The 23,536-nt window shown below is 61.2% G+C and carries 16 protein-coding genes; 5 read left to right on the top strand and 11 right to left on the bottom strand.

Annotation, left to right across the window (positions count from 1 at the left end):
* Positions 1-9: 9 nt before the first annotated feature.
* Entirely contained in the window at positions 10-1,044 is a 1,035-nt protein-coding gene (locus tag O4H53_RS21825; protein WP_269367173.1) for an extracellular solute-binding protein, read from the top strand.
* Between the two features lie 207 nt (positions 1,045-1,251).
* Positions 1,252-2,607, top strand: coding sequence for an aminotransferase class III-fold pyridoxal phosphate-dependent enzyme (locus tag O4H53_RS21820; RefSeq protein ID WP_269367171.1), 1,356 nt, complete (start codon positions 1,252-1,254; stop codon positions 2,605-2,607).
* Positions 2,608-2,687: 80 nt separating this feature from the next.
* On the opposite strand, the gene O4H53_RS21815 is transcribed toward O4H53_RS21820, so the two are convergent.
* The 6 genes from O4H53_RS21815 to O4H53_RS21790 form a co-directional block, all read right to left on the bottom strand.
* Positions 2,688-4,088 (bottom strand): tetratricopeptide repeat protein, encoded by a 1,401-nt coding sequence (locus O4H53_RS21815; protein ID WP_269367169.1) that lies wholly within the window; start codon positions 4,086-4,088, stop codon positions 2,688-2,690.
* A gap of 18 nt (positions 4,089-4,106) precedes the next feature.
* On the bottom strand, positions 4,107-5,339 hold the full coding sequence (acdA, locus tag O4H53_RS21810; RefSeq protein ID WP_269367167.1) for a 3-sulfinopropanoyl-CoA desulfinase: 1,233 nt from the start codon (positions 5,337-5,339) through the stop codon (positions 4,107-4,109).
* A 7-nt stretch (positions 5,340-5,346) separates the two neighbouring features.
* A complete protein-coding gene (locus O4H53_RS21805) occupies positions 5,347-6,531 on the bottom strand; it encodes a CaiB/BaiF CoA transferase family protein (protein WP_269367165.1) in 1,185 nt (394 codons plus the stop codon).
* Positions 6,532-6,689: 158 nt separating this feature from the next.
* On the bottom strand, positions 6,690-7,604 hold the full coding sequence (locus O4H53_RS21800) for a LysR family transcriptional regulator (protein ID WP_269367163.1): 915 nt from the start codon (positions 7,602-7,604) through the stop codon (positions 6,690-6,692).
* 82 nt (positions 7,605-7,686) lie between these two features.
* A complete protein-coding gene (locus tag O4H53_RS21795; protein WP_269367160.1) occupies positions 7,687-8,484 on the bottom strand; it encodes an IclR family transcriptional regulator in 798 nt (265 codons plus the stop codon).
* Positions 8,481-9,248, bottom strand: a complete 768-nt coding sequence (locus O4H53_RS21790) for an IclR family transcriptional regulator (protein ID WP_269367158.1) — start codon at positions 9,246-9,248, stop codon at positions 8,481-8,483. Before O4H53_RS21790 ends, O4H53_RS21795 begins: the two co-directional genes overlap by 4 nt.
* Before the next feature lie 377 nt (positions 9,249-9,625).
* On the opposite strand from O4H53_RS21790, the gene O4H53_RS21785 reads away from it, so the two are divergent.
* The 3 genes from O4H53_RS21785 (at position 9,626) to O4H53_RS21775 (ending at position 13,840) form a co-directional block, all read left to right on the top strand.
* Complete coding sequence (locus O4H53_RS21785; protein WP_269367155.1) at positions 9,626-10,831, top strand: mandelate racemase/muconate lactonizing enzyme family protein; 1,206 nt, start codon at positions 9,626-9,628, stop codon at positions 10,829-10,831.
* 59 nt (positions 10,832-10,890) lie between these two features.
* Positions 10,891-13,206, top strand: coding sequence for a molybdopterin-dependent oxidoreductase (locus O4H53_RS21780; RefSeq protein ID WP_269367153.1), 2,316 nt, complete (start codon positions 10,891-10,893; stop codon positions 13,204-13,206).
* A 64-nt stretch (positions 13,207-13,270) separates the two neighbouring features.
* Positions 13,271-13,840 (top strand): peroxidase-related enzyme, encoded by a 570-nt coding sequence (locus tag O4H53_RS21775; RefSeq protein WP_269367151.1) that lies wholly within the window; start codon positions 13,271-13,273, stop codon positions 13,838-13,840.
* Between the two features lie 30 nt (positions 13,841-13,870).
* On the opposite strand, the gene O4H53_RS21770 is transcribed toward O4H53_RS21775, so the two are convergent.
* The 5 genes from O4H53_RS21770 to O4H53_RS21750 form a co-directional block, all read right to left on the bottom strand.
* Positions 13,871-15,580: a hydantoinase B/oxoprolinase family protein gene (locus O4H53_RS21770; RefSeq protein WP_269367149.1), complete on the bottom strand. Its 1,710-nt coding sequence runs from the start codon at positions 15,578-15,580 to the stop codon at positions 13,871-13,873.
* Positions 15,581-15,583: 3 nt separating this feature from the next.
* Complete coding sequence (locus O4H53_RS21765) at positions 15,584-17,665, bottom strand: hydantoinase/oxoprolinase family protein (protein WP_269367148.1); 2,082 nt, start codon at positions 17,663-17,665, stop codon at positions 15,584-15,586.
* Positions 17,666-17,825: 160 nt separating this feature from the next.
* Positions 17,826-18,731 carry a LysR family transcriptional regulator gene (locus O4H53_RS21760; protein ID WP_269367146.1) on the bottom strand — a complete coding sequence of 302 codons (906 nt, stop codon included), beginning with the start codon at positions 18,729-18,731 and terminating at the stop codon, positions 17,826-17,828.
* A gap of 236 nt (positions 18,732-18,967) precedes the next feature.
* Positions 18,968-22,069, bottom strand: a complete 3,102-nt coding sequence (locus tag O4H53_RS21755) for an efflux RND transporter permease subunit (RefSeq protein WP_269367144.1) — start codon at positions 22,067-22,069, stop codon at positions 18,968-18,970.
* 18 nt (positions 22,070-22,087) lie between these two features.
* Positions 22,088-23,224 (bottom strand): efflux RND transporter periplasmic adaptor subunit, encoded by a 1,137-nt coding sequence (locus O4H53_RS21750; protein ID WP_269367228.1) that lies wholly within the window; start codon positions 23,222-23,224, stop codon positions 22,088-22,090.
* Positions 23,225-23,536 lie beyond the last annotated feature (312 nt).

The raw sequence follows: 23,536 nt of genomic DNA, 5'->3' as shown, positions 1-23,536 counted from the left end.
AACTATAAAATGAACTGGAAATCCGGAACAACCGCAACGGGCCTCGCGCTGATCGCCTTCAGCGGCGCGGCGCAGGCCGAAGGCACCCTCAACATCTTCAACTGGGGCAATTACACCAACCCCGAGCTGATCGAGAAATTCGAAGAGCAATATGACGTCAAGGTCACGCTCACGGATTTCGATTCAAACGACACGGCGCTGGCAAAGGTCCGCCAGGGCGGTCACGGGCTCGACATGGTGGTCACCTCCTCCAGCGTCCTGAACATCTGGATCGAAGAAGATCTGCTGCTTGAGACGCGCCCTGACCAGATGGAGAATTTCGAGCATGTGGCGGAACGCTGGATCGACGTGCCCTTCGATCCGGGCCGACATTACTCTGTCCCATGGCAATGGGGATCGACCGGCGTTTTCGTGAACACATCCGTCTATTCGGGCGACCCGAACACTTCCGCCATCTTCCTCGATCCGCCGCAGGAACTGATCGACAAGGTCACGGTCATCCCGGAGCTGTCCGACGTCATGCATATGGCAGTGTCCTATGCAGGCGGCGAGCCTTGCACAGGCGACCTGGAAGTGCTCAAGAAGGTGCGCGACACCCTGCAGGCCGCCAAGCCGAAGTGGATCTCGATCGAATATGATTCCATCGAGCAGGTCGTCAAAGGCGATGTGTCCGGCGGCACCGGGTGGAGCGGTGCGACCATGCGCGCGCGCCTGCAGAACCCGGATATCGTCTATGGCTATCCGAAGGAGGGTTACCCCCTGTGGATGGACAATGTCGCCGTCCTGAAAGAGGCCCAGAACGTCGAGAACGCCAAGCTGTTCCAGAACTTCATCATGGCACCCGAGAATGCCGCGCTGATTTCGGCCTTTGCGCGCTATGCCAATGGCATCGAAGGGTCCGCAGCCTTTATGCCCGAAGACATGCAGGATGCGCCGGAAATCGTCATCCCCGAGGAGCATCTCGATGCGGGGTCGTTCATGCAGACCTGCCCGGCCGATGTTCAGGCACTTTATACCAAGATCTGGACCGAGCTGCTGAAGTAGGCGGACCGGAACGGGGCGCGCCGACGGACATGGGCGCGCTCCGACCCTGTCGTACCACGCGGTCGGCATCGCATATCTTACGATAATTTCCCGGCGATCCCCGTCCGGGCAGGCAAGGCGCGTCCAACCTACCCGGCAATGCGGGCTGGCTGACGGTTCCTGCCGCAGAATATCGGCCTGTTTCGCAGGCCCACCAGGAGGTTTGAAATGGCAACCCGGAGCAATAGCAGGCTGGCAGACAGCATCCTGTATCCTTTCGCGAACATCGGTCACCTGACCGAGAATCCGCCGGTCGTCGTCGAAAGCGGCGAGGGCGTGTACATCACCGATTCCACCGGCAAACGCTACATCGACGGCCAGGCCGGTTTGTGGAACGTCAATGTCGGCCACGGGCGGGAGGAGATCAAGGAAGCCATCAAGGCCCAGCTCGACCGCATCAGCTATTACACGATCTTTGGCGGCACGACGAACATGCCGTCAGTCGAACTTGCGGAACGTCTGTGCCAGTTGACCAGGCCGGAGGGGATGGTGCGTGCCTTCTTTTCCTCGGGCGGCTCCGAAGCTGTGGAAGCCGCGTTCAAACTGGTGCGCCAGTACTGGCGTCTGCGCGGCGAGGCTGCGAAGACCAAGATCATCTCTCTCAAGCGCGGCTATCACGGTGTCACGCTTGGTGCCCTGTCCGCGAACGGCATCACGCCAAATCGCGAATATTTCGAACCGCTTCTGCCCGGTTTCATACAGGTCGAAACACCCCATCTTTATGGCAACCCCTACACGCAAGATCACGAAGAACTGGGTCGGATCTGTGCCGATATGCTGGAACGCGAGATTCAGTATCAGGGTCCGGGCACCGTTGCCGCCTTCATCGCCGAGCCGGTACAGGGTGCTGGCGGGGTGATCGTGCCGCCCGCCAACTACTGGCCGCGCCTGCGCGAGATCTGCGACAAGTATGACATCCTGCTCATCGCGGACGAGGTTGTCACCGGGTTTGGCCGACTGGGCACGATGATGGGCAGCCGCCACTGGGGCGTCAAACCCGACATCATGACGTTCGCCAAAGGCATCAACAGCGGCTACATTCCCCTGGGCGCCACGATGATGAATGCAAAAGTGGCCGAAGCCTTTGACACGGGGGACAGGGCGCAATTCAGCCCGAAGGCCTTTGCGCACGGCAATACATACGCCGGGCATCCGCTGGCCTGTGCCGCGGCGCTGGCCAGCCTCAGGATCGTGGAAGACGAAAACCTGCCCGAGAACGCGGGCCGGGTCGGGGTCTATTTCCTGAAACGCCTGAAGGAGGTTCAAAGCCGCCACGACATGATCGGCGATGTGCGCGGTCAGGGTCTCATGATCGGGGTGGAGCTTGCCAATCCGGAGACGGGGCGGCCCTTTGACATCTCCCGGAACGTCGGCGGCCGAATTTCGGACCACTGCAGGGAAAAGGGTGTGATCATTCGAAACCTTGCCGACACTTTCATCATCTCGCCGCCCTTTGTTCTTGAGACGGGCCATGTGGATGAGATGGTCGACACCTTCGAAGAGGCTGTGGCCAGCGCGGGCTGAATGCACTTTCATCGCGAACAGGCCAGAGCCTTCCGCGCCACTTGATCAGGCTTTGCTGCACGGGGGGCCGGAGCGTCAGTTCAGCTTACGCGGATCTCCTGCGCCTTGCCGGCGGCGAATGCCGCTTCCTCGGACTTGCCGCTGGATTCCAGGATCGTGCTGTAATTTTTCCAGGTCCAGCTGGAATGCACTTTTTCGCCCAGGCGTTCCGAAAACAGGGCGCGCGCGACCAGTGCGTCGTTGCTGGCCTTGGCCGCATCCAGCATGATCATGATGAAGACGTCCCGTTGTGCCTTGCTGCCACCCACAAGGTCCAGATCGTAGCGCACGGGTTTGATTGCCGCGACCGCCTCTGCATATTTGCCGTCACGCGACAGTTGCAGCCCTTTGGCCACGGCCAGGCCAACGGTGGCGCAGATCCGTGCCTGTGTTTCATCCAGTTGGGCCCATTCGCGCATGCTCTCGATCATCTGATCCGCCGCCTTGCGGTCCCCGTTGGCGACCAATGCCATGAGATAGTGCAGCGACACAAAGATCAGATCGCGGTCATGCAGGTGCTTGCGCGCCACGTCCGTCAGGGCGCGCCAGCGGTCGCCCACATTTACGCCGAACATCTCAAGCCGCCAGAGCAGCGAGGAGCAATTGCAGATGTCGAGGTAGAAATCCGATTCAATATCCGAGGAAATCTGTTCGTCATAGAGTTTCAGGACCTGATCGAATTCGCCCCGTTCCAGATGGAACAGGCACTTGTGCCAATAGAGATGAAAGCGGAAGTTGTTGACCGTCGACCAGTCGCTTTCGAGCCCGGCAATCCATGCGATGCCTTCTTCCTGGCGCTCAGTCATTTCCATTACATGGGCAATGGAGTGGACGGACCAGGCGTCTTTCGGGTTCCGTTCGACAGCGGCCCGTCCATAACGTTCCGCCTTTTCGAACTGGCCCGATTCCTCCAGCCCGAAGGCATACATACCCAGCAGGAAACCATAGTTCGGGTGGTCCTTCGGCCAGAGCGGCAGGTGCCGCGCCATGGAGTCGCGCATTTTCCGGCCGTCTCCCGAATAGAAATGCGTGAAATGCGCCAGCCGAAGCGCCAGACCATCCATCGGATGATCCAGAAGAATTTCCTCCCAGATCGAAGTTGTCTTGTCCAGGTCTCCACGGCACCAGGCCGCCAGGGCGGCAGCATGCAGATTCTCGCGGTCGTTCGCACCCACCTTTTCGAGATGCGCATCCAGATCTTCCGAGATCGAGACCGCGCGGGCCGAGTGGTTGGAACTGCCCATCAGCTTTGCAAGATAACCTTTGGCACAGCGCGCCATGGGCATATCCGGGTCGCTCTCTGTCAAATCCTTCAGGATGGCGCCCGTCTCCCGGCGGAACCCCATGTAGGACGTGGTGAACCTGGAAATCGTCTCCACGCTGTCGGGAGCGCTCGCCGTGAATGCGAGGCCGTAGGGGTCAGAGTATTGTTTCATCGACATTCTGTTGTCCTCCCCGCGTCAGAATTTGTTCTGCGCATAGCCACTGCGGCTTTGCGGAGTCTTGATCCCCAGCACAGCACCTGCCACTTGTGTCTTGAGGATCTGCGCCGTACCGCCGCCGATGGTGAACATGCGCACGTCCCGGTACATTCTTTCAAGCGGTTCCTGATCACCGTATCCGCGTGCGCCGAACATCTGCAACGCATCGCTCACGACCTTGATCGCGCTTTCGGATGCAAATGCCTTCGCACGGGCGGCCATCATCATGTCGGGAAAGCGGTTGCCGTCCCATTCAGCCGATTGCGCCGCTTCGAACAACATCAGCCGGGAGGCGTGAACCTGCGCATCCATATCGGCAATCATCCATTGCAGACCCTGGAATTCGGCCAACGGCCGGCCAAACTGCTTGCGCTCGCCCAGATAGCGTTTTGCATGGTCCAGCGCGCCAGCCGCGACGCCCATCGCGATGGTGCCGGCGCCCACGCGCTGGCTGTTGTAGGCGGTCATGAGGTCGGCAAATCCCCGGCCAAACCCGGAAGGCGTGCTGAGCCGCATCTCCTCGGAAACCTCAAGATCAGAGAACCGCAATTCGGCTTCGGGCATCCCGCAAAGCCCCATGGTGCGTTCGCGGCGGGTAACCTCGAAACCCTTTGGGTCGATACCCTGCTCCGGGGCCACATGGACCAGGAATCCACCGATCCCCAGCTCCGTGCCGCCCTCGTCGAAGCATCGGGCAAAGATCAGATGGAGCTTCGAGACACCGCCGCCGGTGATCCAGTGCTTGCAGCCGTTCAGGACCCAACGGTCCCCCTTCCTGTCGGCGCGGGTCTGCATCTCGCTTGCGGCGCTTCCGGCATCCGGCTCCGTGATGCAGATCGCCGGCTTGTCCCCGGCCAGCACGATCGGCGCGCAGAACTCTCGCTGCTGGTCGGTGCCATAGGCCATGACGGCGCTGATGCCGCCCATGTTGGCTTCCACAAGGATGCGGGCGGTCAGCGTGCAGCTGCGCGCGGCTTCCTCGACCACCTGCGCAACCTGCAGAAAGCTGGCCCCGCCGCCGCCGAACCGCTGGGGGATGGACATCCCCATCAGCCCCGCCTTGGCCAGATCCCTGACCACGGGCCAGCAATAGCTGCGGGTCTGATCCCATTCGGCAGCGCGGCTGGCAATGTCCTTTGACAGGGCCTGCATTTTGCTCAGCCAGGGATTATCCGGCAGCCTGTAGGTGCTGAATGCGGTGTGAGTGTTCATCTGGTCCTCAAATCTTGCTGGGTTGCGCATCCGCCCAGAACGCCAGGGGCGTATCCGTGCCGAGTTTCGGCGGGGCGAACCTGTAGGTGACGGGGGTTCTGGACATTCGGATCGGATTGCCGATCAGGCTGACCGAACCGGACTGGGCGTATTCCTGCGCCATTTCGATCTTCATGCCGCGGGCACGGGCCTGGTCGCTTTCAAGCGCTTCCCCGACCGTGTTGATCGGCCCTCCGGGGATGCCCCGGTCTTCCATCCCCTTCAGCAGGTCGTCACGGGTGATATCCCGCAGTGTCTTGGCAATTAGCGAGACGATTTCCTTGCGGTTTTCGATCCGCAGGGGGTTGGTGACGAAACGCGGATCTTCAGCCAGGTCCGGCCGCCCGATCAACCCGCAAAACCGCTTGTACTGCTCATCATTCCCGACAGCGACGATCACATGGCCGTCGCGGACCTCGAAAACCTGATAGGGTACTATGTTCGGATGCTGGTTGCCCGCGCGTGTGGGCGAGGTGCCGGAGGTGAGGTAATTGGTGCCCTGGTTGGCCAGCATTGCCATTTGCACATCCGCCAGCGCCAGATCAATCAATTGTCCCTCGCCGGTCGCATCGCGGTGACGCAGCGCCGCCAGGATCGCAACGGAGGCGTGCAAGCCGGTGCAGAGGTCGGTGATGCCGACCCCGACCTTCATCGGCTCGCCGCCAGCCTCGCCGGTGATGCTCATCAACCCGCCAAACCCCTGCGCCAGCAGATCGTACCCCGGACGATGCGCATTTGGCCCGGTCTGCCCGAAGCCCGTGATCGAACACCACACCAGACGCGGCAGGCGTTCTGCCAGCTGGGAATAATCCAGCCCGTATTTCTTCAGCGCCCCGGTCTTGAAGTTCTCGACAACGACATCGGCGGTTTCCATCAACGCGAGAAGCCGCGCCAGATCCGCCGGGTCGTTGAAGTCAATTTCGACGGACCGCTTGTTGCGGTTGGCGGCAAGATAATAGGCGCTTTCCGTCGCGCGGCCTTCCTTCGGGGTGACAAAGGGAGGTCCCCAGGTGCGGGTGTCGTCACCAACACCCTTGCGTTCGATCTTGATGATATCCGCGCCAAGATCGCCAAGCATCTGGGTACAGGAAGGTCCGGCCAGAATTCGGCTGAGATCCAGAATCCGGAGATTGCCCAGGGATGCGTTGCTCATCAGGTTTTTCCTTTGACCATCTTTCGCTGATCATAGGGCCGTTAGATATTCATACGTTAGGTTGAAATTCTTTAATCTAATGTTGAAAAAACTTTCATTGCAGCTGGCAATCACCAGAGCCCGGATCAAGATGCGCAGCATCGCCCTGTGTGGTGAGGTTACACCAATGGAGTGTCGGTTTCCGTACCGCCATCTGCCTCCGCCGATTGCCCTTCAATCAGTGACAGCAGCACCTCATGTATCCGTTGCACAAGCTGTTTGCGCGGAGAGTTCCTTCGGCTCGCCAGAACGACTTCGCGGTTCAGCTCCCCGCCCTCCAGATCAATGGCCCTTATCCCGCGCGGAGGGGGAGCAAGCGCCCGTTTGGGCAGGATCGAAATGCCCAGATTGTGACGGACCAGCGCTTCGACACCTTCAAAGGAGTTCACATCCATTTTGGACAGGACATTGATCCTGTTCCTTTGCAGGTAAGCCTCCGCGCGACGGGACAGGGCGGTGCTGCGGGTGAACCATATGAAGGGCCGGGTGCGCAGGATCGTATGATAATCGTCCGATGTCTCCAGATCCGACACCCACAGCTGAAACGGTTCGCTGCAGACCGGCAAGGTTGCAAGGTTTGGATAAGATGCCCCCGGATCGGTCACCAGCGCCACATGGATCGACCCGTCCAGAACCATGTTGATCAGGTCATGGGACAGCCCGGCGATCAGTTCGATCTCAAGGTCCGCGTGTTCGACGCTGAGCCTGGCGAGTGTCGGCGCCACCAGCGTCTGGATGGTGGAGGGGGCAGCACCCACAGAGACCCTGCCGAAAAAACGGGTGGTGTCCGCCAGCGCCTGAATGTCGCTCACGACATCCTCCATCCGGCGCGCTTGTTCGACAAGGGCCAGCCCTTGCGGGGTCAGGATGGGCGGGCGCTTGGACCGATCAAGTATGGCGAACTGGAGTTCTTCCTCCAGCGCCTTGATCTGCAGGCTCACCGCCGAATGGCTGAGGTTGAGTTTCTTGGCGGCGGCGTTCAACGACGGGCTTTGCGCCAGTTCGACGACGGTTCGGAGGAAGCGCAGGTTCATGATCTCACGTTGCCGGTTTCATTGACGATACAGGTTCCGAATTCCGGCAGGTAACCGGAGAATTTGATTGCACCACCCGCCTTCATCCGGCGCTCAATGCATGAGAGACCGAGACGACGGGCTGCAACACTTTGGCGACAAATGCCTCCTCGTCGTTGCCAGCAAGGGGGACATGCGCGGATATTCCGGCGATGGCGGTTTTACCCCGCATCGCCGGGCATGCGATGGTCATCAGCCCCGGGGAGGTCTCCCGTTTGACAAGGGCATAGCCCCGCACGCGGCAGAGGTCGATTTCGGCCAGGATCTTCTCGGGATCGGTCAGAGAGAAGGGGGTGAGGGCCGGTATGGTAACCTGCGCGAGGTAGCGTTCCACGACCTGCCGGGGCTGCTGCGACAGGACACAGCGGCCAGCGGCGGACAGGCACAGCGGGATCTTTTTTCCCGGCAGCGTGTTTTCGAAATCGCCCGCATAGGCCGCGAGGCGGTGGACATAGATCATCGAATCCTGCAGCGGTATCGACATCGAAATGCTGACGCCCAGGGTTTCCCTGAGGTGCACAAGATGCGGCCAGGCGCGTTCGGCGAACTGGTTGCGAGAGAGGTAACTGAACAGCAGGTCGACGGTCTTGACCGTCAGACCGTAGCGCTTGGTACTCGGCTCCTTTTCAACGTAGCCGGCTTCGACAAGGGTTGCCGTCAAGCGTTGAAGCGTGGGTACGGTCAGGTCGGTCTTGCGCGACAGCTCGGTCAGCGACATCGCACCATAATGTGCCGACAGGGCCTCCAGCACCCGGAACCCGCGCGCCACCGAGGTCAGAAACCTTGGATCCTGCTTTTCGCCGTCCCGCTGCGCGTTGTCCAGAGCTTCGACCATTCTCATGACAGGTTGCATGCCCCGATTGAACAGGTGGCCTGCACTACCGCCTCGCCCAACCTGTGCCTGTCTTCGGAATCCTGGAACCTGGCCACGGGGCCGCTCAGAATGACCGCGCCGTACACCTGGCCATTTGTTCCGACAACAGCCGAACTGACAGAGGCGACGCCGGGCAGAACCTCCTCGCGCTGGTAAGCGTAGCCGTCGGCCTTCGCTTTCTGGATGGCCTCGGAGATAGAGGGCAGATCGACAAGCGTCTGGGATGTGATCTTCTTCAACCGTGATGCCGTGATAATGCGCTCCCGTTCCTCTGCGGGCAGGGCCGCCAGAATCGCCCGGCCGGAACTGGCATTGACCGCAGGCCAGCGTTTTCCCAACGGCGAGAGGGTCAGCCGCTCTTCCTGCGACGGGATACGGGACAGGTAGATGATATCGGTCCCTTCCAGCACGGAAAGGTGTGCCCGCATGCCGACTTTTTCGGAGAGGTCCAGCAGGAAGGGTGTCGCGGCCTCCAGCAACCGGTTGTTTTGCAGAAATCCATAAGCCGGACCCAGGCAGGATCGTCCCGGCACATAGCGGGCACCGTCGTCGTAGCGTTCCAGATACCCCAGCTTTTCAAGCGTATAGACGCTGCGTTGGGCGGAGCTTTTGGTTTGCCGGGTCAGATCGGCCATATCCTGAACCGTGAGCGCGCCAGTGTCGTTCTGAAAGGTCTCAAGCACCTGCAACGCCTTGAGAAGCGCGTTCGACCCCATCGCCAGGTTCCCCATTCTCTTCGGAAAGTTGAAGGGCATTAAAGCCGAACGGGCATCCCAGGTCAAAAATTATTATTGACCGCACAGTTTTGAGGATACTAGTTTGATATACAAAATACAAAATCGCTATACGATAAAAGCTGGGAAATTGTGAAACACTTGCTGAAGACGGCTCATGTGGCCCTGACCGGGTTCGCGCCGGTTCCGTGGTTCTGCCCGATCCCGACTTTCGTGACAGCAGTCGATTTCCAACCAGAGATATCGTCGCGCGTCATTCCCCGCCCGGGCGTAAGCCGCCGCACTTCGGCAGACGAAATGCGACGGGCGGACACAGGGCGTAAGGTTGCCCCGAAGGTGGCAACAACAGACACATTCAAACTTGGAGCACGGACTTGAAGATCGTATCGGCAGAAATCTACAGCGCAACCATCCGTCTTTCGGAGCGCCACAACACCAAGACCGGCTGGCGGCCGATCATCCTGAAACTGACGACCGACGAGGGGCTGACCGGCATCGGCGAGGTGGGTCTTGCCTATGGGGCCGCGCATCATGGCGGGGTCGGTGCCCTGCGCGATTTCGTCGAAGGCTTCGTCATCGGGATGGACCCGTTTGAACGGGAAAAGATCTTTGACACCCTGACCCGGCAGACCTTCTGGGGCGGTGCCTGCGGCCCGATCGTCAATGGCGCAATGAGCGCCATCGACATCGCCTGCTGGGACATCATCGGCAAGGCGCTGGACATGCCGGTCTGGAAACTGCTGGGCGGCAAGGTCAACGACAACCTGCGCACCTATGCCAGCCAGACCCAGTTCGGCTGGAATGACGGGATGGACCCCTGCGGCTCGGTCGAGGAATATGCGGCAGCGGCAATGCACGCGGTCGATGAAGGCTATGATGCCATCAAGGTCGATCCGGTGATGATCGACACGGAAAAGAAAATCCAGCCGCCGCTTACCCTGAAAGGCGCGCTGACCCGAGAGATCGTGGACCGCACGGTCGACCGGATGACTGCCATCCGCGAAGCCATCGGCCCGGATATCGACATTATCCTTGAACTGCATTCGCTGACCTCGATCACCGGCGGCCAGCGGCTGGTGGAAGCGCTGGAGCATCTCGATCTCTTCATGGTCGAAGAGGCCGTGAACTATAACAGCGCCCTCCCGGCCCGGGAACTCAAACAACGCATGCCCTCGACCCGCATGACCGGGGGAGAACGAATTTTCACCCGCTGGCAGTTCCGGGAATATCTGGAGGATGGCGCCTTCGACATGGTGCAGCCGGACTTCTGCCTTGTCGGGGGCATAACCGAAGGCAAGAAAGTCTGCGACATGGCACATATCTACGAGGTGACGGTGCAGGGGCATGTCTGCGGCACGCCGATCTCCACCGCCGCTGCCCTGCATGTGGAGGCCTCCATCCCGAATTTCGAGATCCACGAGCATCACATCTATTCGACGCTGGAAGGCAACCGGAACATCTGTCTGCAGGATCTTCAGCCGGTAAAGGGACGCTTTGCCGTGCCGGACGGGCCGGGGCTCGGCGTGGAACTGAACGAAGAGTTCATGCGCAAGCATTCAAACGTTATTACTCTGTCCTGAAAAGAACCCGCGGGCCACGCCGCGGTCCCGGCCCGCGAACCCCGACAAAGGAAATTCCGATGGCACAACGGATCCCGCATTGCACTCATTGGGGTGCATTCACCTGCCTGGTCAAAAACGGCCGCCTTGTCGGCACGGAGCCGTTCAAGGGCGATCCGGACCCGTCCCCGATCATTCCTTCGGTGACGGAATGGACCAAGACGGACCGTCGCATCCTGCAACCGATGGTGCGCGAGGGCTGGCAACCCGGCGGTGCCGTCGGCAATCGGGCCCGCAACGGGAATGACAGGTTCATCCCGGTAAGCTGGGAGGAGGCGCTTTCGCTGGTGGCCGGGGAAATAGGGCGCATCAGCCAGGATCACGGAAACGCCTCGATCTTTGCCGGCTCCTACGGCTGGACAAGCTGCGGGCGGTTCCACCATGCGGCGACCCTGCTCAAGCGGATGCTGAACCTCGTGGGCGGCTATACCGGCCATGTCGATACCTATTCAATTGCTGCAGGTCCGGTGATCCTGCGGCATGTTCTGGGCAGTGCCGACGCCTGCTCTGGCCGGGCGACAACCATGGATACGCTGCCCGGCAACACAGAGACCCTGGTGGTGTTTGGCGCTCTCACCCCCCGCACAGCCCAATCCGAAGCCGGGGGTCTGGCCACGCATCTGCTGCCCGAGATGCTGAGAAAGCTGCGCGAGGCCGGGGTCAGGATCGTCCACGTCTCGCCTTGCAAGGACGATCTGCCGGACTGGATGGAGGCCGATTGGTGGCCGATCAGACCAAACACCGATGCGGCCCTGATGCTGGGGCTGGCGGGTGAAATCCTGGGCGATGGCCGCCACGATCAGGACTTTCTGGATCGCCATACCAGCGGGGCCGGGCAGTTTCTCGATTACCTTTCGGGAAAGACGGATGATGTCGAGAAGAACGCGGAATGGGCCGAAGCGATCACCGGCATTCCCGCCGCGCAGATTCGGGACCTGTCCAGGAGCCTGACCGCCACCCGCAGTTTCCTGACGCTGAGCTGGGCCTTGCAGCGGGCGCATCATGGCGAGCATGTCTATTGGTCGGCGCTGGGGCTTGCCGCGCTGATCGGGCAGATCGGGCTGAAGGGCGGCGGCGTCGCCTATGGCTTCGGGTCGCTCAACGGGGTCGGCGGCCCGTTCGGGGAAGGAGTCTCACCCGGTATGTCACAGGGGCCGAAGCCCATCGACAGTTTCATTCCGGTGGCCCGCATCAGCGACCTGCTGTTGTCGCCGGGGGCGCCCTTCACCTATCAGGGTGAGACCCACAGCTATCCGGACATCCGGCTGGTCTATTGGGCGGGCGGCAACCCCTATCACCATCATCAGGACCTCAACCGCCTGCAAGAGGCCTGGCAGCGCCCCGAAACCATCATCGTGCAGGATCCAATGATGACGGCGACGGCGCGCCGTGCCGATATCATATTGCCCGCCACCACGTCGCTTGAGCGCAACGATATCGCCGGGTCACGGCGCTCTGAACATTATGTGGCAATGCACAAGGTGATCGAGCCGATGGGCAAGGCCCGTTCCGACTACGAGATATTCAGCGCCCTCGCGCGCCATCTGGGGGTCGAGGCGGCTTTTACCGAGGGGCGGGACGAGATGGGCTGGATCCGCCATCTCTACCAGCAAAGCGCGGATTACATCCGCACCGCCACCGATACCCGGCTGCCAGATTTCGATGACTTCTGGGAACAGGGCTGGGTGCAGGTGCCGATGACAAGGGACAACACCTATCTGGCCGCGTTCAGGGACGACCCGGCGGCCAACCCGCTGCAAACGGAAAGCGGGAAGATCGTGCTTGGCAGCAAAAAGCTGGCCGAGCTGGACCTGCCCGGATTTCCCAGCCATCCCGCCTGGCAGGAGCCTGCGGAATGGCTGGGAATGGCACAGGCAGATGAGATGCTTCACCTCATCTCCAGCCAACCGCCGGGCCGCCTGCACAGCCAGCTTGAAACCGGCCCATCCAGCCTTGAGCAGAAGCGCAAGGGACGCGAACAGGTGCGGATGCATCCGGCAGACGCCCGGGCGCGTCAGATCGGGGAGGGGGATACCGTGCGGCTGTGGAACGCGCGCGGCCAATGCATCGCAACGGCCCATCTGACCGAGACCCTGCGTCAGGGCGTTCTGGTGCTGCCAGTCGGGGCCTGGCTGACGCGGGATCCGGAGAGCGGGCTCGACCTGTCGGGCAATCCCAATGTCCTGACCCTCGACATTCCGACCTCGGCCTTCGGGCAGGGGCCATCGGCGCAAACCTGCATGGTCAATGTGGAGGTCGTGGCGGCGAACACCCGCGACAGCTCCGAGGTCTACCAGCAAGAGATCGACGCGCTGGTCCGCCAGGGCAGCGGCTGATTTCCCCGCAGGCCCGGAAGGTTGAACCCGCAATGACCGAAATCACTCTCCCAAAGGACAATACATGACAGACAAACCCATCAGCCGCTATCCGACACCGGCGCTTGAGGACATGCCCGAGGACATCCGCGAAACGATCCTTGGCGTGCAGGAGAAAGCAGGCTTCATCCCCAACGTGTTCCTGACCCTCGCACACCGCCCGGAAGAGTTTCGCGCCTTCATGGCCTACCACGACACCCTGATGGAAAAGGACAGCGGGTTGACCAAGGCGGACCGCGAGATGATCATCGTCGCCACCTCCAACGACAATGGCTGTCAGTATTGCGTGGTTGCCCATGGCGCGATCCTGCGCATCCGGGCAAAGGATCCGCTGATTGCCGATCAGGTGGCCATCAACTACCGCAAGGCCGACATTACGCCGCGCCAGATGGCGATGCTGGATTTTGCCATGAAGGTCTCGAACAATGCCCAGGCGATCTGCACGCGGGATTTCGAAGACCTGCACGCGCATGGTTTCACCGATGAGGATATCTGGGACATCGCCGGTGTGACCTCCTTCTTCGGCCTGTCGAACCGGATGGCGAATTTCACGTCAATGCGGCCGAACGCGGAATTCTACACCATGGGAAGATAGACGCCCCGGCGGCGGGGCGCCTGTGTGTTTTTACAGGTCCTCGCCTTTTCGTATCGCAGCTTCGATTTCCCTGATCTCCTCTGCGCCCAGCCCGTAGTCGCGGGCAGCGGTCTCGGCAGAGATATAGCCACGCGCAAGATCGCGCCGGACCAGAGCCTTGTCGCGGCTCTTGGGGTCGCCGTAGCCGGCCCCACCGGGGAAGGCCATGACGACCTTCCTGCCATGGGGAACAAACTGCTTGCCCTTCACGCGCATTTCCGTGCCATCGTCCAGCGCGATGGTGGTGGGCGCGCCGTTCAGGCCGCCGCGACTGCCCCGTGCCGGATGCTGGCCCCGGTCAAACATGGCCTGAATGTCGAATTCATGCCCTTCCATCGCGCCCACTTCCATGAACTGACCCAGCCCGCCACGCGTCCGGCCCGCGCCGCCGCTGTCGGGGCGCAACTCCTTGCGCCAGATGATGACCGGGCCTGCGTGCTCTGTCGCCTCGATCGGCATGGTCATCACACCGGAGGGGAAGGCGGTTGCGTTCAACCCGTCGAACTCGGGCCGCGCCCCTGAACCGCCGGAGTTGAAGGTCAGCACCTCGGACCGCCGCGCATCGGCGGGCGCGGGCCCATCGGACCGGGGCCGGAGCGAGACCTGAAAGTTGCACAGACAGCCCGCGCCCTCCGCCGGGACAAGGCCAGGCACGATCTTGTCAAAGGCGTTGAACACCGTGTCCGGCACGAAGTGGCCCACGATATGTCGCAGCGCGACAGGCGCGGGATGCACCGCGTTGACGATGGTGTTCTCCGGCGCTTCGATCTCGAAGGGGGCCAGAGAGGCATGGTTGTTCGGGATCTCCGGCGCAATCGCCACTTTCAGCGCATAGCAGGCATAGGCCTTGGTATAGACCAGCGGGCAGTTGATGCCCTTCTTGTCCAGCCCGCTTGTCCCGGTGAAATCAGACACGATCCGGTCTTCATGCACCGTAACCTTTACCTTCAGCGTGATCGGCACATCGAAGCCGTCAACGGTCATCTCACCCTCCGCCGAGGTGCGGGGCAGGGCGGCAATGCGCTCCAGCGTGGCGCGGCGGGAGTTGTCGAGGATGAAGGTCGCGATCCCCTCCAGATCCGCCAGATCGAATTCCGTCATCATCTCGATCAGCCGGCGATGGCCGATCCCGTTGCAGGTCGCCAGCGCGTACATGTCGCCGATCAGCTGGTCGGGTTCGCGCACGTTGCCACGCACAATCCGGATCAGGGTTTCGTCCACCTCACCGCGTTCGGCGAACTTCATGATCGGCAGATAGAGACCCTCCTCATAGACACTGGCCGCATCTGCACCAAAACCGCGACCGCCGATGTCAACGATATGGGCGGTACAGGCAAAGAAGCCGACGAGGACACCCTTGTGAAAGGAGGGCGTGACCATGGTGATGTCGTGCAGGTGGCCGGTGCCTTCCCAGGGATCATTGGTGAGGTAGACGTCGCCCTCGAACATGTTCTGGCGGCCGATCCGCCGGATGAAATGCGCAACCGCATCTGCCATGGCATTGACGTGCCCCGGCGTCCCCGTCACCGCCTGCGCCAGCATCCTGCCATGGGTGTCATAGACGCCCGCCGACAAATCGCCTGCCTCGCGGACGCTGGTGGAAAAGGCCGTGCGGACAAGCGCCTGTGCCTGTTCCTCGACCACCGAGATCAGACGGTTCCACATCACCTGGAACGAGACATTGGAATGTTTGGTTGCCATCGTTCAGGCTCCTTTCAGGACAATGTCGATACAGCCATCGGGCCGTTGAATGGCAGCGCGGCTGTCGGGAATGATGATCGTGGTTTCGTCTTCGGTCAGCGCGGCGGGGCCCTGCACGGTATGGCCGGATTTCAGATTGCTCCGTTCCACCACCAGAGCCGAGGCAAATGCCCCAAGACCCGCGTCAAAAAGCTGCCTTGTGCCGCTGGCGTCCGCAACAGCGCGGCTTTCGGTAGCCTCCACGGGTGCCACCTTTTCCGGCGGCGTCGTGGCGTTGACCGACCAGACCGTGATCTCGATATCCATGCCGGACACCGTGCGCCCGAAGAGTTTGGCATATTCCTCTTCGAACCGCGCGAGGAATGTGGCGGCGTCGGGGTTCATCGCCTGGGCTTCGGTCAGGCCGATGGGAATCTCCCAGCCCTGTCCTGCGTACCGCATGTAGACCTTGAACTCCGCCAGGATCGGGCTGACCTCATCGCAGGTCCGCACGAAACCGGTGGCCTCGTCCCGCAGCTCGGTCAGCAGATCACGGATCAGGCTCTCGTCAAAGTCGCTCAGCCGCATGTAGACGGAGCGGTTGGCCTCAAAGCTGAAAGGCGCGCGCAGAAAGCCGATGGCCGAACCGACACCGGCACCGGGCGGCACGATCAGACGGTTCACACCCAGTTTCTCACAGAGCCGCCCGGCGTGCAGGGGGGCGGCGCCGCCGAAGGCGATCATCGTGTATTCGGACAGGTCTTCGCCATTCTCCACCGCATGAACCCTTGCGGCATTGGCCATGTTCTCATCCACCATTTCGGCGACGCCAAAGGCAGCCTCCACCGCTTCCATATCCAGCTTGCTGCCGATGTAGGCATTCAAAGCATCATGCGAATTCGCGGTATCCAGCCTGATCGTCCCGCCCGCGAAATTGTCGGGGTCAAGCTTGCCCAGAACCAGATCGGCATCGGTCACCGCGGGGCGTTCACCGCCGCGCCCATAGCAGGCAGGGCCGGGTTCGGACCCGGCGCTTTCCGGTCCGACGCGGATCTGGCGCATCGTATCCACATGCGCCAGTGATCCGCCGCCCGCGCCGATCTCGACCATGTCGATCACCGGGATCGAAATCGGCATGCCCGAGCCCTTCTTGAACCGGTAAGTCCGCGCAACCTCGAACACCCGGCTGGTCTTGGGTGTCTGGTGCTTGATGAGGCAGATTTTGGCGGTGGTGCCCCCCATGTCAAAACTCAGCACCTTGTCCAGCCCGTAGCGCGCCGCGATATGCGCGGCAAAGACAGCACCCCCGGCGGGGCCGCTTTCAACCAGACGCACAGGGAAATCGGCTGCGTTCTGAATCGAAATGATGCCACCCCCCGAATGCATCAGGAAAATGCGGCAATCGACACCCTCGTCGCGCAGACGGTTTTCGAGCCGACCGAGATAGGAGGCCATCAACGGCTTGATGAAGGCGTTAGCGACCACCGTGTTGAAGCGTTCGTATTCGCGCATCTGGGGCGAAACTTCGGAAGAAATCGACACCGCCACATCGGGAAGACGTTCTGCCAACACATCGCGGATCAGGCGCTCGTGATCGGGGTTGAGATAGGAATGGATCAGACCGACCGCGACACTTTCGACATTTGCTTCCGCAATCTGGTCGGCAACGGCCTCGACCGCCGCGCGGTCAAGCGGGATCATGACCTCGCCGCGCGCATTGACCCGCTCAGACACCGTGAAACGCATCTGACGCGGCAGCAATGGTTCGGGAAGTGTCAGGTTCAGGTCATATTGCTCAAATCTGCTTTCCGTCCGCATTTCGATCACATCGCGGAACCCTTCCGTGGTGATCAGCGCCGTCTTTGCACCGCGCCGTTCAATCAGCGCATTGGTCGCCAGGGTGGTGCCATGGATGATCTGCCCGATATCGCCCGGTGCAATCCCCGCCTTGGCGCAGACCTGGTGCATGCCGTCGATGATCGCATTCTCAGGGGCCGCATAGGTGGTCAGCACCTTGGTAGAGTAGGGCACGCCGCCTTTTTCCAACACGACATCGGTAAAGGTTCCGCCAATGTCGACGCCAAGACGAATTGTTGCTGACTTCATTCTATCTCTCTTTCACGATCGGGCAAAAAGATGGTCTCTGACCCGGCGCAGCTGCGTGTCATGTCGGGCGCTGCGGCGGGGGTGAACTTGCCCCGAGGTTGCACAGACCGCAGATCAAGACAAATTCTTATATCTTCTAAGGGTGATAAATTTTCTTGATCTATTCATCCCAGGCATCTGCAGTCTCAATCGCATATCCGGCGGCCACCGAAACAAACCTCGGCACGCGGCTGTCATCGAAGCGTGCGTGAAACTCAAGCGCGGTTGGCAGCCAGTCCGTCGCGACTTCAACCAGGTTCCCCGCCTTCAGCTGGTCGCGGACCAATGCGGCGGGCAAGAGGGCAAAGCCCACGCCGTCAATCGCCATCTGGACGCAAGAGGCAAGGCTGCTGGAATAGACGATCTGATCCGTCGCCAGGTTTCCAGCCTCGGCAAATTTTGCCAGTTCCCGCGTGGCCAGCGTGTGCCTGCCGTGGGTAAGAACAGGAGATTTCAGCAAAGCCGTCATCGGCCTGTGCCCGGCGTTGTCTCCGGCCAGTTCCGGCGCTGCAATCCAGGCGTAGCGGTAGGTCCGCAGCGGCAGCGCGCTGCCGATATCGTAGTCGAAGGGCCCGATCTGCAAAGCCAGGTCGATCTGACCCGTTGCAAGCTGCTTTTCGATCTCGGAGGAGAGGCCGACCTCCAGTTCGACCCCAACCGAGGGATAGACCTCTCTGAACCGGCGCAGAAAGGCATGCAGCCAGGTACAGGCGATCAGCTCCGTAACCCCAAGCCGCAGCCGGTCCTCCACAAGATCCCGCCGCTCGGCCGCTTCGAGAAAGGCTTCGGCATTCCATAGCACCTGTCGCGCAGAAACCAGCAGCGCCTTGCCTTTTTCGGTCAGCCTGACGGAACCCGCGTCGCGATGCATGAGGATGACACCAAGATTTTCCTCCAGTGAGGAAATCCGGCTGGAGATATTCGGCTGTGTCGTGCCGAGAATGGCTGCGGCCTTGCGAAAGGACCCCATGTCAACGACGCCGACAAAGGCTTCCAATTGCTTCAGGGTGATGCGGCTTTTTATCATTTGCCCAGATTCGATCACCTTTCTGGATCATTCGTCAAGGTCGAACAGATGCGCTTTTGGTGGCAAACGCGGAGAGGCCAAAGGCGCGCGCAGCAGGCAACGAAATAAATTACATAACTATGCTTATCGGGAATAGATCACATCTTGTCTCGATGTAAGCCTACCTGAGCCTGCCGCATTTTTCAGCCCGGCGGTTTTTCAGGCCACCGGGCTGAAAAATCTTGATCCCGTCGGCGCTACGCGGCTTTCCTGCCGCGGGTCAGGCGCGCGATGATCACAAAGAAGAACGGCACGAAAAGCACACCGAATATCGTTGCCGCGATGGTCCCTGCCAGAACCCCGCTGCCGATCGCCGTGCGCCCGCCAGATCCGGCACCGCTGCTCAGCACCAGCGGCAATACCCCCAGCGAGAAGGCCATCGATGTCATGATGATCGGTCTGAACCGCTGCCTTGCTGCATCCAGCGCGGCTTCGATGATGCTCTCGCCTTCCTGGCGCAGGTCGCGGGCGAATTCCACGATCAGAATGGCATTCTTGCCGGTCAGGCCGATCACTGTCAGCAGGCCGACCTGAAAGAACACGCCGTTTTCGAAACCGCCCAGCCAGGCACCGGTCAGCGCCCCCAGAACCCCGATTGGCATGGCCAGCATCACGGCAAACGGAATCGACCAACTTTCGTAAAGTGCCGCCAGCGCAAGGAAGATCGCCGCCAGCGAAAGCGCATAGAGCAACGGTGCCTGATTTCCGGATTCCTGTTCTTCAAGCGACAGGCCCGTGGGCGCGATGGCAAAGCCGGGAGGAAGCTGGCTTGCCAGCCGCTCCAGCTCTACCAGCCCTTCCCCGGTGCTGGCGCCAGCTGCGGGCGATCCCTGCATCTGCATCGCCGGGACCCCGTTGTAGCGGCTTACACCCTGCGGGCCGAAGCTCCAGCTTGCATCGGTGAAATTCGCGAAAGGAACCAGACCACCGCTGGAATTGCGCACGCGCCATTTCTTCAGGTCCGATGGCAGCGCCCGCGCGTCGGCTTCGCCCTGCACATAGACCCGTTTGATGCGGCCTTCGTCGATGAAATCGTTCACATAGCGTCCCGCCCAGGCGATGGTCAGCAGGTTCCCGACGTCACTTGCCGTCACACCCATTGCCCCGGCACGCCGCCAGTCGATGTCCAGATTGAACTGTGCCGCATCTTCCAGCCCGCTTGGGCGCAGCGAGGCGATCAACGGGCTTTGAGCGGCCATGCCCAGCAATTGGTTGCGCGCATCCAGAAGCTGCTCATGGGTCTGTCCGCCCCGCGCCTGCAGGTAGAAATCGAAACCAGACACGTTCCCCAGTTCGATCACCGAAGGCGGCACGACCGGAAAGACCATCGCATCCCTGATCTGGCTGAACGCGCCAAAGGCGCGCCCTGCAAGGGCTTGCGCGCTGAGGTTCGGCGTGGTGCGTTTGTCCCAGTCTTTGAGCCGGACAAAAACAAGGCCCATGTTCTGCCCCTGCCCGCCAAAGCTGAAGCCGACAACGCCAAAGACCGATTCAACCATCTCGGTTTCCTGTGTGAGATAGTAATCCTCGACCTGTTTGATCACGTCGAGCGTGCGGTCTGCCGTTGCCCCGGTGGGCGCCTGTACAAGCGTAAAGAGAATGCCCTGATCCTCATCCGGCAAAAAGCCCTGTGGCGTCCGCAGGAACAGAGCGCCCATCGCCGCAATGATCGCCAGATAGAATATCCCGCTGAGGAACGGATGCCGGACGATGCCCCCGACAAGCCCGGTATATCCGCCGCGCAAGCGGTCAAAGCCGCTGTTGAACCATTTGAACGGACCCCGCTTTTTACCGTGGCCATTGGATTTGAGCAGCGTCGCGCAGAGCGCGGGCGTCAGCGTGAGTGCAACAACGACAGAGAGCGACATGGCCGAAATGATGGTCACCGCAAACTGTTTGTAGATCACACCGGTTGAGCCGGGAAAGAAGGCCACGGGAACAAAAACCGCAGACAATACCACCGCGATGCCCACCAGCGCGCCGGTGATCTGATCCATCGACTTGCGGGTCGCCTCGACCGGGCTCAGACCCTCCTGCTCCATGATCCGCTCGACGTTCTCGACCACGACAATCGCGTCATCCACCAGCAAACCGATGGCCAGCACCATGGCAAGCATGGTCAACGTATTGATCGAGAAACCAAGCACCGCCATCACGCCGAAAGTGCCCAGCAGCACCACCGGAACGGCCAGTGTCGGGATCAGTGTTGCGCGGAAGTTCTGAAGGAACAGGTACATGACCAGGAAAACCAGCACGATGGCTTCCACCAGCGTCTTGATCACCTCTTCGATGGAGATGGTGACAAAGGGCGTGGTGTCGAAGGGCACGACATAGGTGACCCCTTCGGGAAAGAACGCTGCCAGTTCCTCCATGCGGGCTTCCACCGCATTCGCCGTTTCAAGCGCATTGGCCCCGGGTGCCAGGCTCAGCGCCATGCCGGTAGAGGGGTTGCGGTTGTAGCGCGAGATGGTGGCATAGCTTTCCGCGCCGATTTCGACCCGTGCCACGTCATTGACCAGCACCAGCCCGCCGTCGGTTTCTGCGCGCAGCACGATCTGGCGGAAATCCTCGGGCGTGCGTAACAGCGATTGCGCCGTGATTGTCGCGTTCAGCTGCTGTCCCTCAACCGACGGCAGTGAACCAAAGGCCCCCGCGGAAATCTGTGCGTTCTCGGCAGAGACGGCGGCAACAACATCGCCGGGGGTCAGTTCGAATGCCGCCAGTTTGGCGGGATCCAGCCAGATGCGCATGGCATATTGGGCACCAAATACCTGGACACTGCCCACCCCCTCGACCCGGCTGAGTTCATTGACCAGGTTGGTGGTCAGGTAGTCGCCAAGATCGGTGGCGTCGAGCTTTCCATCTTCGGAAATCAACCCGATCACCATCAGGAAGCCGGAGGAGGACTTCTGCACCGTCACGCCCTGCCGTTGCACGACCTCCGGCAGCAATGCGGTGGCCTGGGCCAGCTTGTTCTGGACCTGAACCTGCGCGATATCCGGATCGGTTCCGGTCTCGAAGGTCAGGGTCACGCTGGAACTGCCGGAAGATGTCGAATTGGACGAGATGTATCGCAGCCCGTCCAGCCCGGTCATCTGCTGTTCAACCACCTGGGTGACGGTATTGGCCACCGTATCGGCAGAGGCGCCCGGATAGGCCGCATTGACCGACACCGTAGGCGGCGCGATCTGCGGATATTGCGCAACCGGCAAGGTCAGGATGGACAGGATGCCCACGCCCATGATGAAAATCGCGATGACCCAGGCAAAAATCGGTCGGTCGATGAAAAAACGTGCCATGGGTTTCCCGGCTCTTGATTATTCGGTTTGTGTTGCCGCGGGTGCGGCGGGCGCATCCCCGGATGCGGCTGGCGCAGCGGCGTCAGGCTCCTCCGGTGTGACGGTGGCACCCGGGCTGGCCATCTGCAGCCCGACCGTCACGATCCTGTCACCCGCATTCAGCCCGTCCGAGACCACCCAGTCACCGCCCATGTCCTGCACAACGGTCAGCTGCCGCGCCTCCACCACATTTTCTGCCCCCACGACCATGGCAACGGGCTGCCCGCGCCGGTTGCGGCTCACGGCCTCTTGCGGCACCAGGAAAACCGCCTTGGCGATACGTGTCGGCATTTCCACCTGGACATACATGCCCGGCAACAACAGCTTGTCGGGGTTGTCGAAAGACATGCGCAGAACCACGACGCCCGTCTGTTCGTTCACATCCGGCTCTGCCGCAGTCAGCCTGCCCTTCTGGTCATAGACACTGCCGTCAGCCAGGGTCAGGCTGACCTCGGCCATGCTGTCACCCATCCGCGCCCCGGCATTGCCACGCCGCCATTCGATGATCTCTGCGGCGGATTGGGTCACATCGACATAGACGGTATCTATGTTGCGGATCACAGCCAGCGGGCTGGCCTGACTGGCCGTCACCAATGCGCCCTGACTGGTCAGCGACCGGCCGATCTCTCCCGACAGGCGGGCCTTGATCTTTGTCCTGTCCAATTCGATCTGCGTCGCATTCAGCTGCGCGCGGGCGGCCTGCAACCCGGCCAGGGCGGAATCCCGCGCCGCAATTGCCGTATCAAGCGCCGCGGTGCTGGACACATTGCGCGAGGCGAGCTCCTGCTGGCGGACTTCTTCCTTTTGCGCCGCGTTCAGCTGCGCCTGGGCCTGTGCAACGGCGGCCTCAGCCTGTGCCACTGCCGCCTGATAGCTTGCCGGGTCGATGGTATAAAGCACATCACCCGCTTCGACGCGTCCGCCTTCCTGGAACAGCCGGTCCGTCACAATCCCGGCGACTTGCGGGCGCACCTCCGCCATGCCGGAGGCCACGACACGCCCCGGCAATGTGGTGGTCAGGGTCAGGTCCTGTGGCTGAACGGTCTGCACCGTGACGGTGGGGGGCGGCCTGCCCTGCTGTTGCGCGGCCAGGGGAAAACCGGCCAGGGCCAGCATCACGAACAGGGGCGTCAACAGCCGAAGAATATGGATCGAAGGCATGGTATCAGGTCCAGTCGGGTACTTTATGGATGTGTTATGATTTAATTGGCGCGCTGCTTCAATGCAGCAAAGCATGATGGATCCAGAGTCTAGGTCGTGTTGACATTCATTGTCACCCACCCGTTTCAGTCCAAAATTGCTCAGTTCCAGGCAAGAGAGCGCAGGAATAGCCAGCTATTTCAAGCTCTCTTAACGCAGAAATGGGCAATTTTGGCGAAACCCCTGCGGGGCGCGGCGGATTTTGCCTCTGCCATCCCGGATGTTCGC

The sequence above is a fragment of the Sulfitobacter sp. G21635-S1 genome (assembly GCF_027213915.1).
Lineage (GTDB): Bacteria > Pseudomonadota > Alphaproteobacteria > Rhodobacterales > Rhodobacteraceae > Sulfitobacter.
The sequence above is the reverse complement of the archived record's forward strand: the minus strand, read 5'-3'. Positions and strand labels throughout refer to the sequence as shown.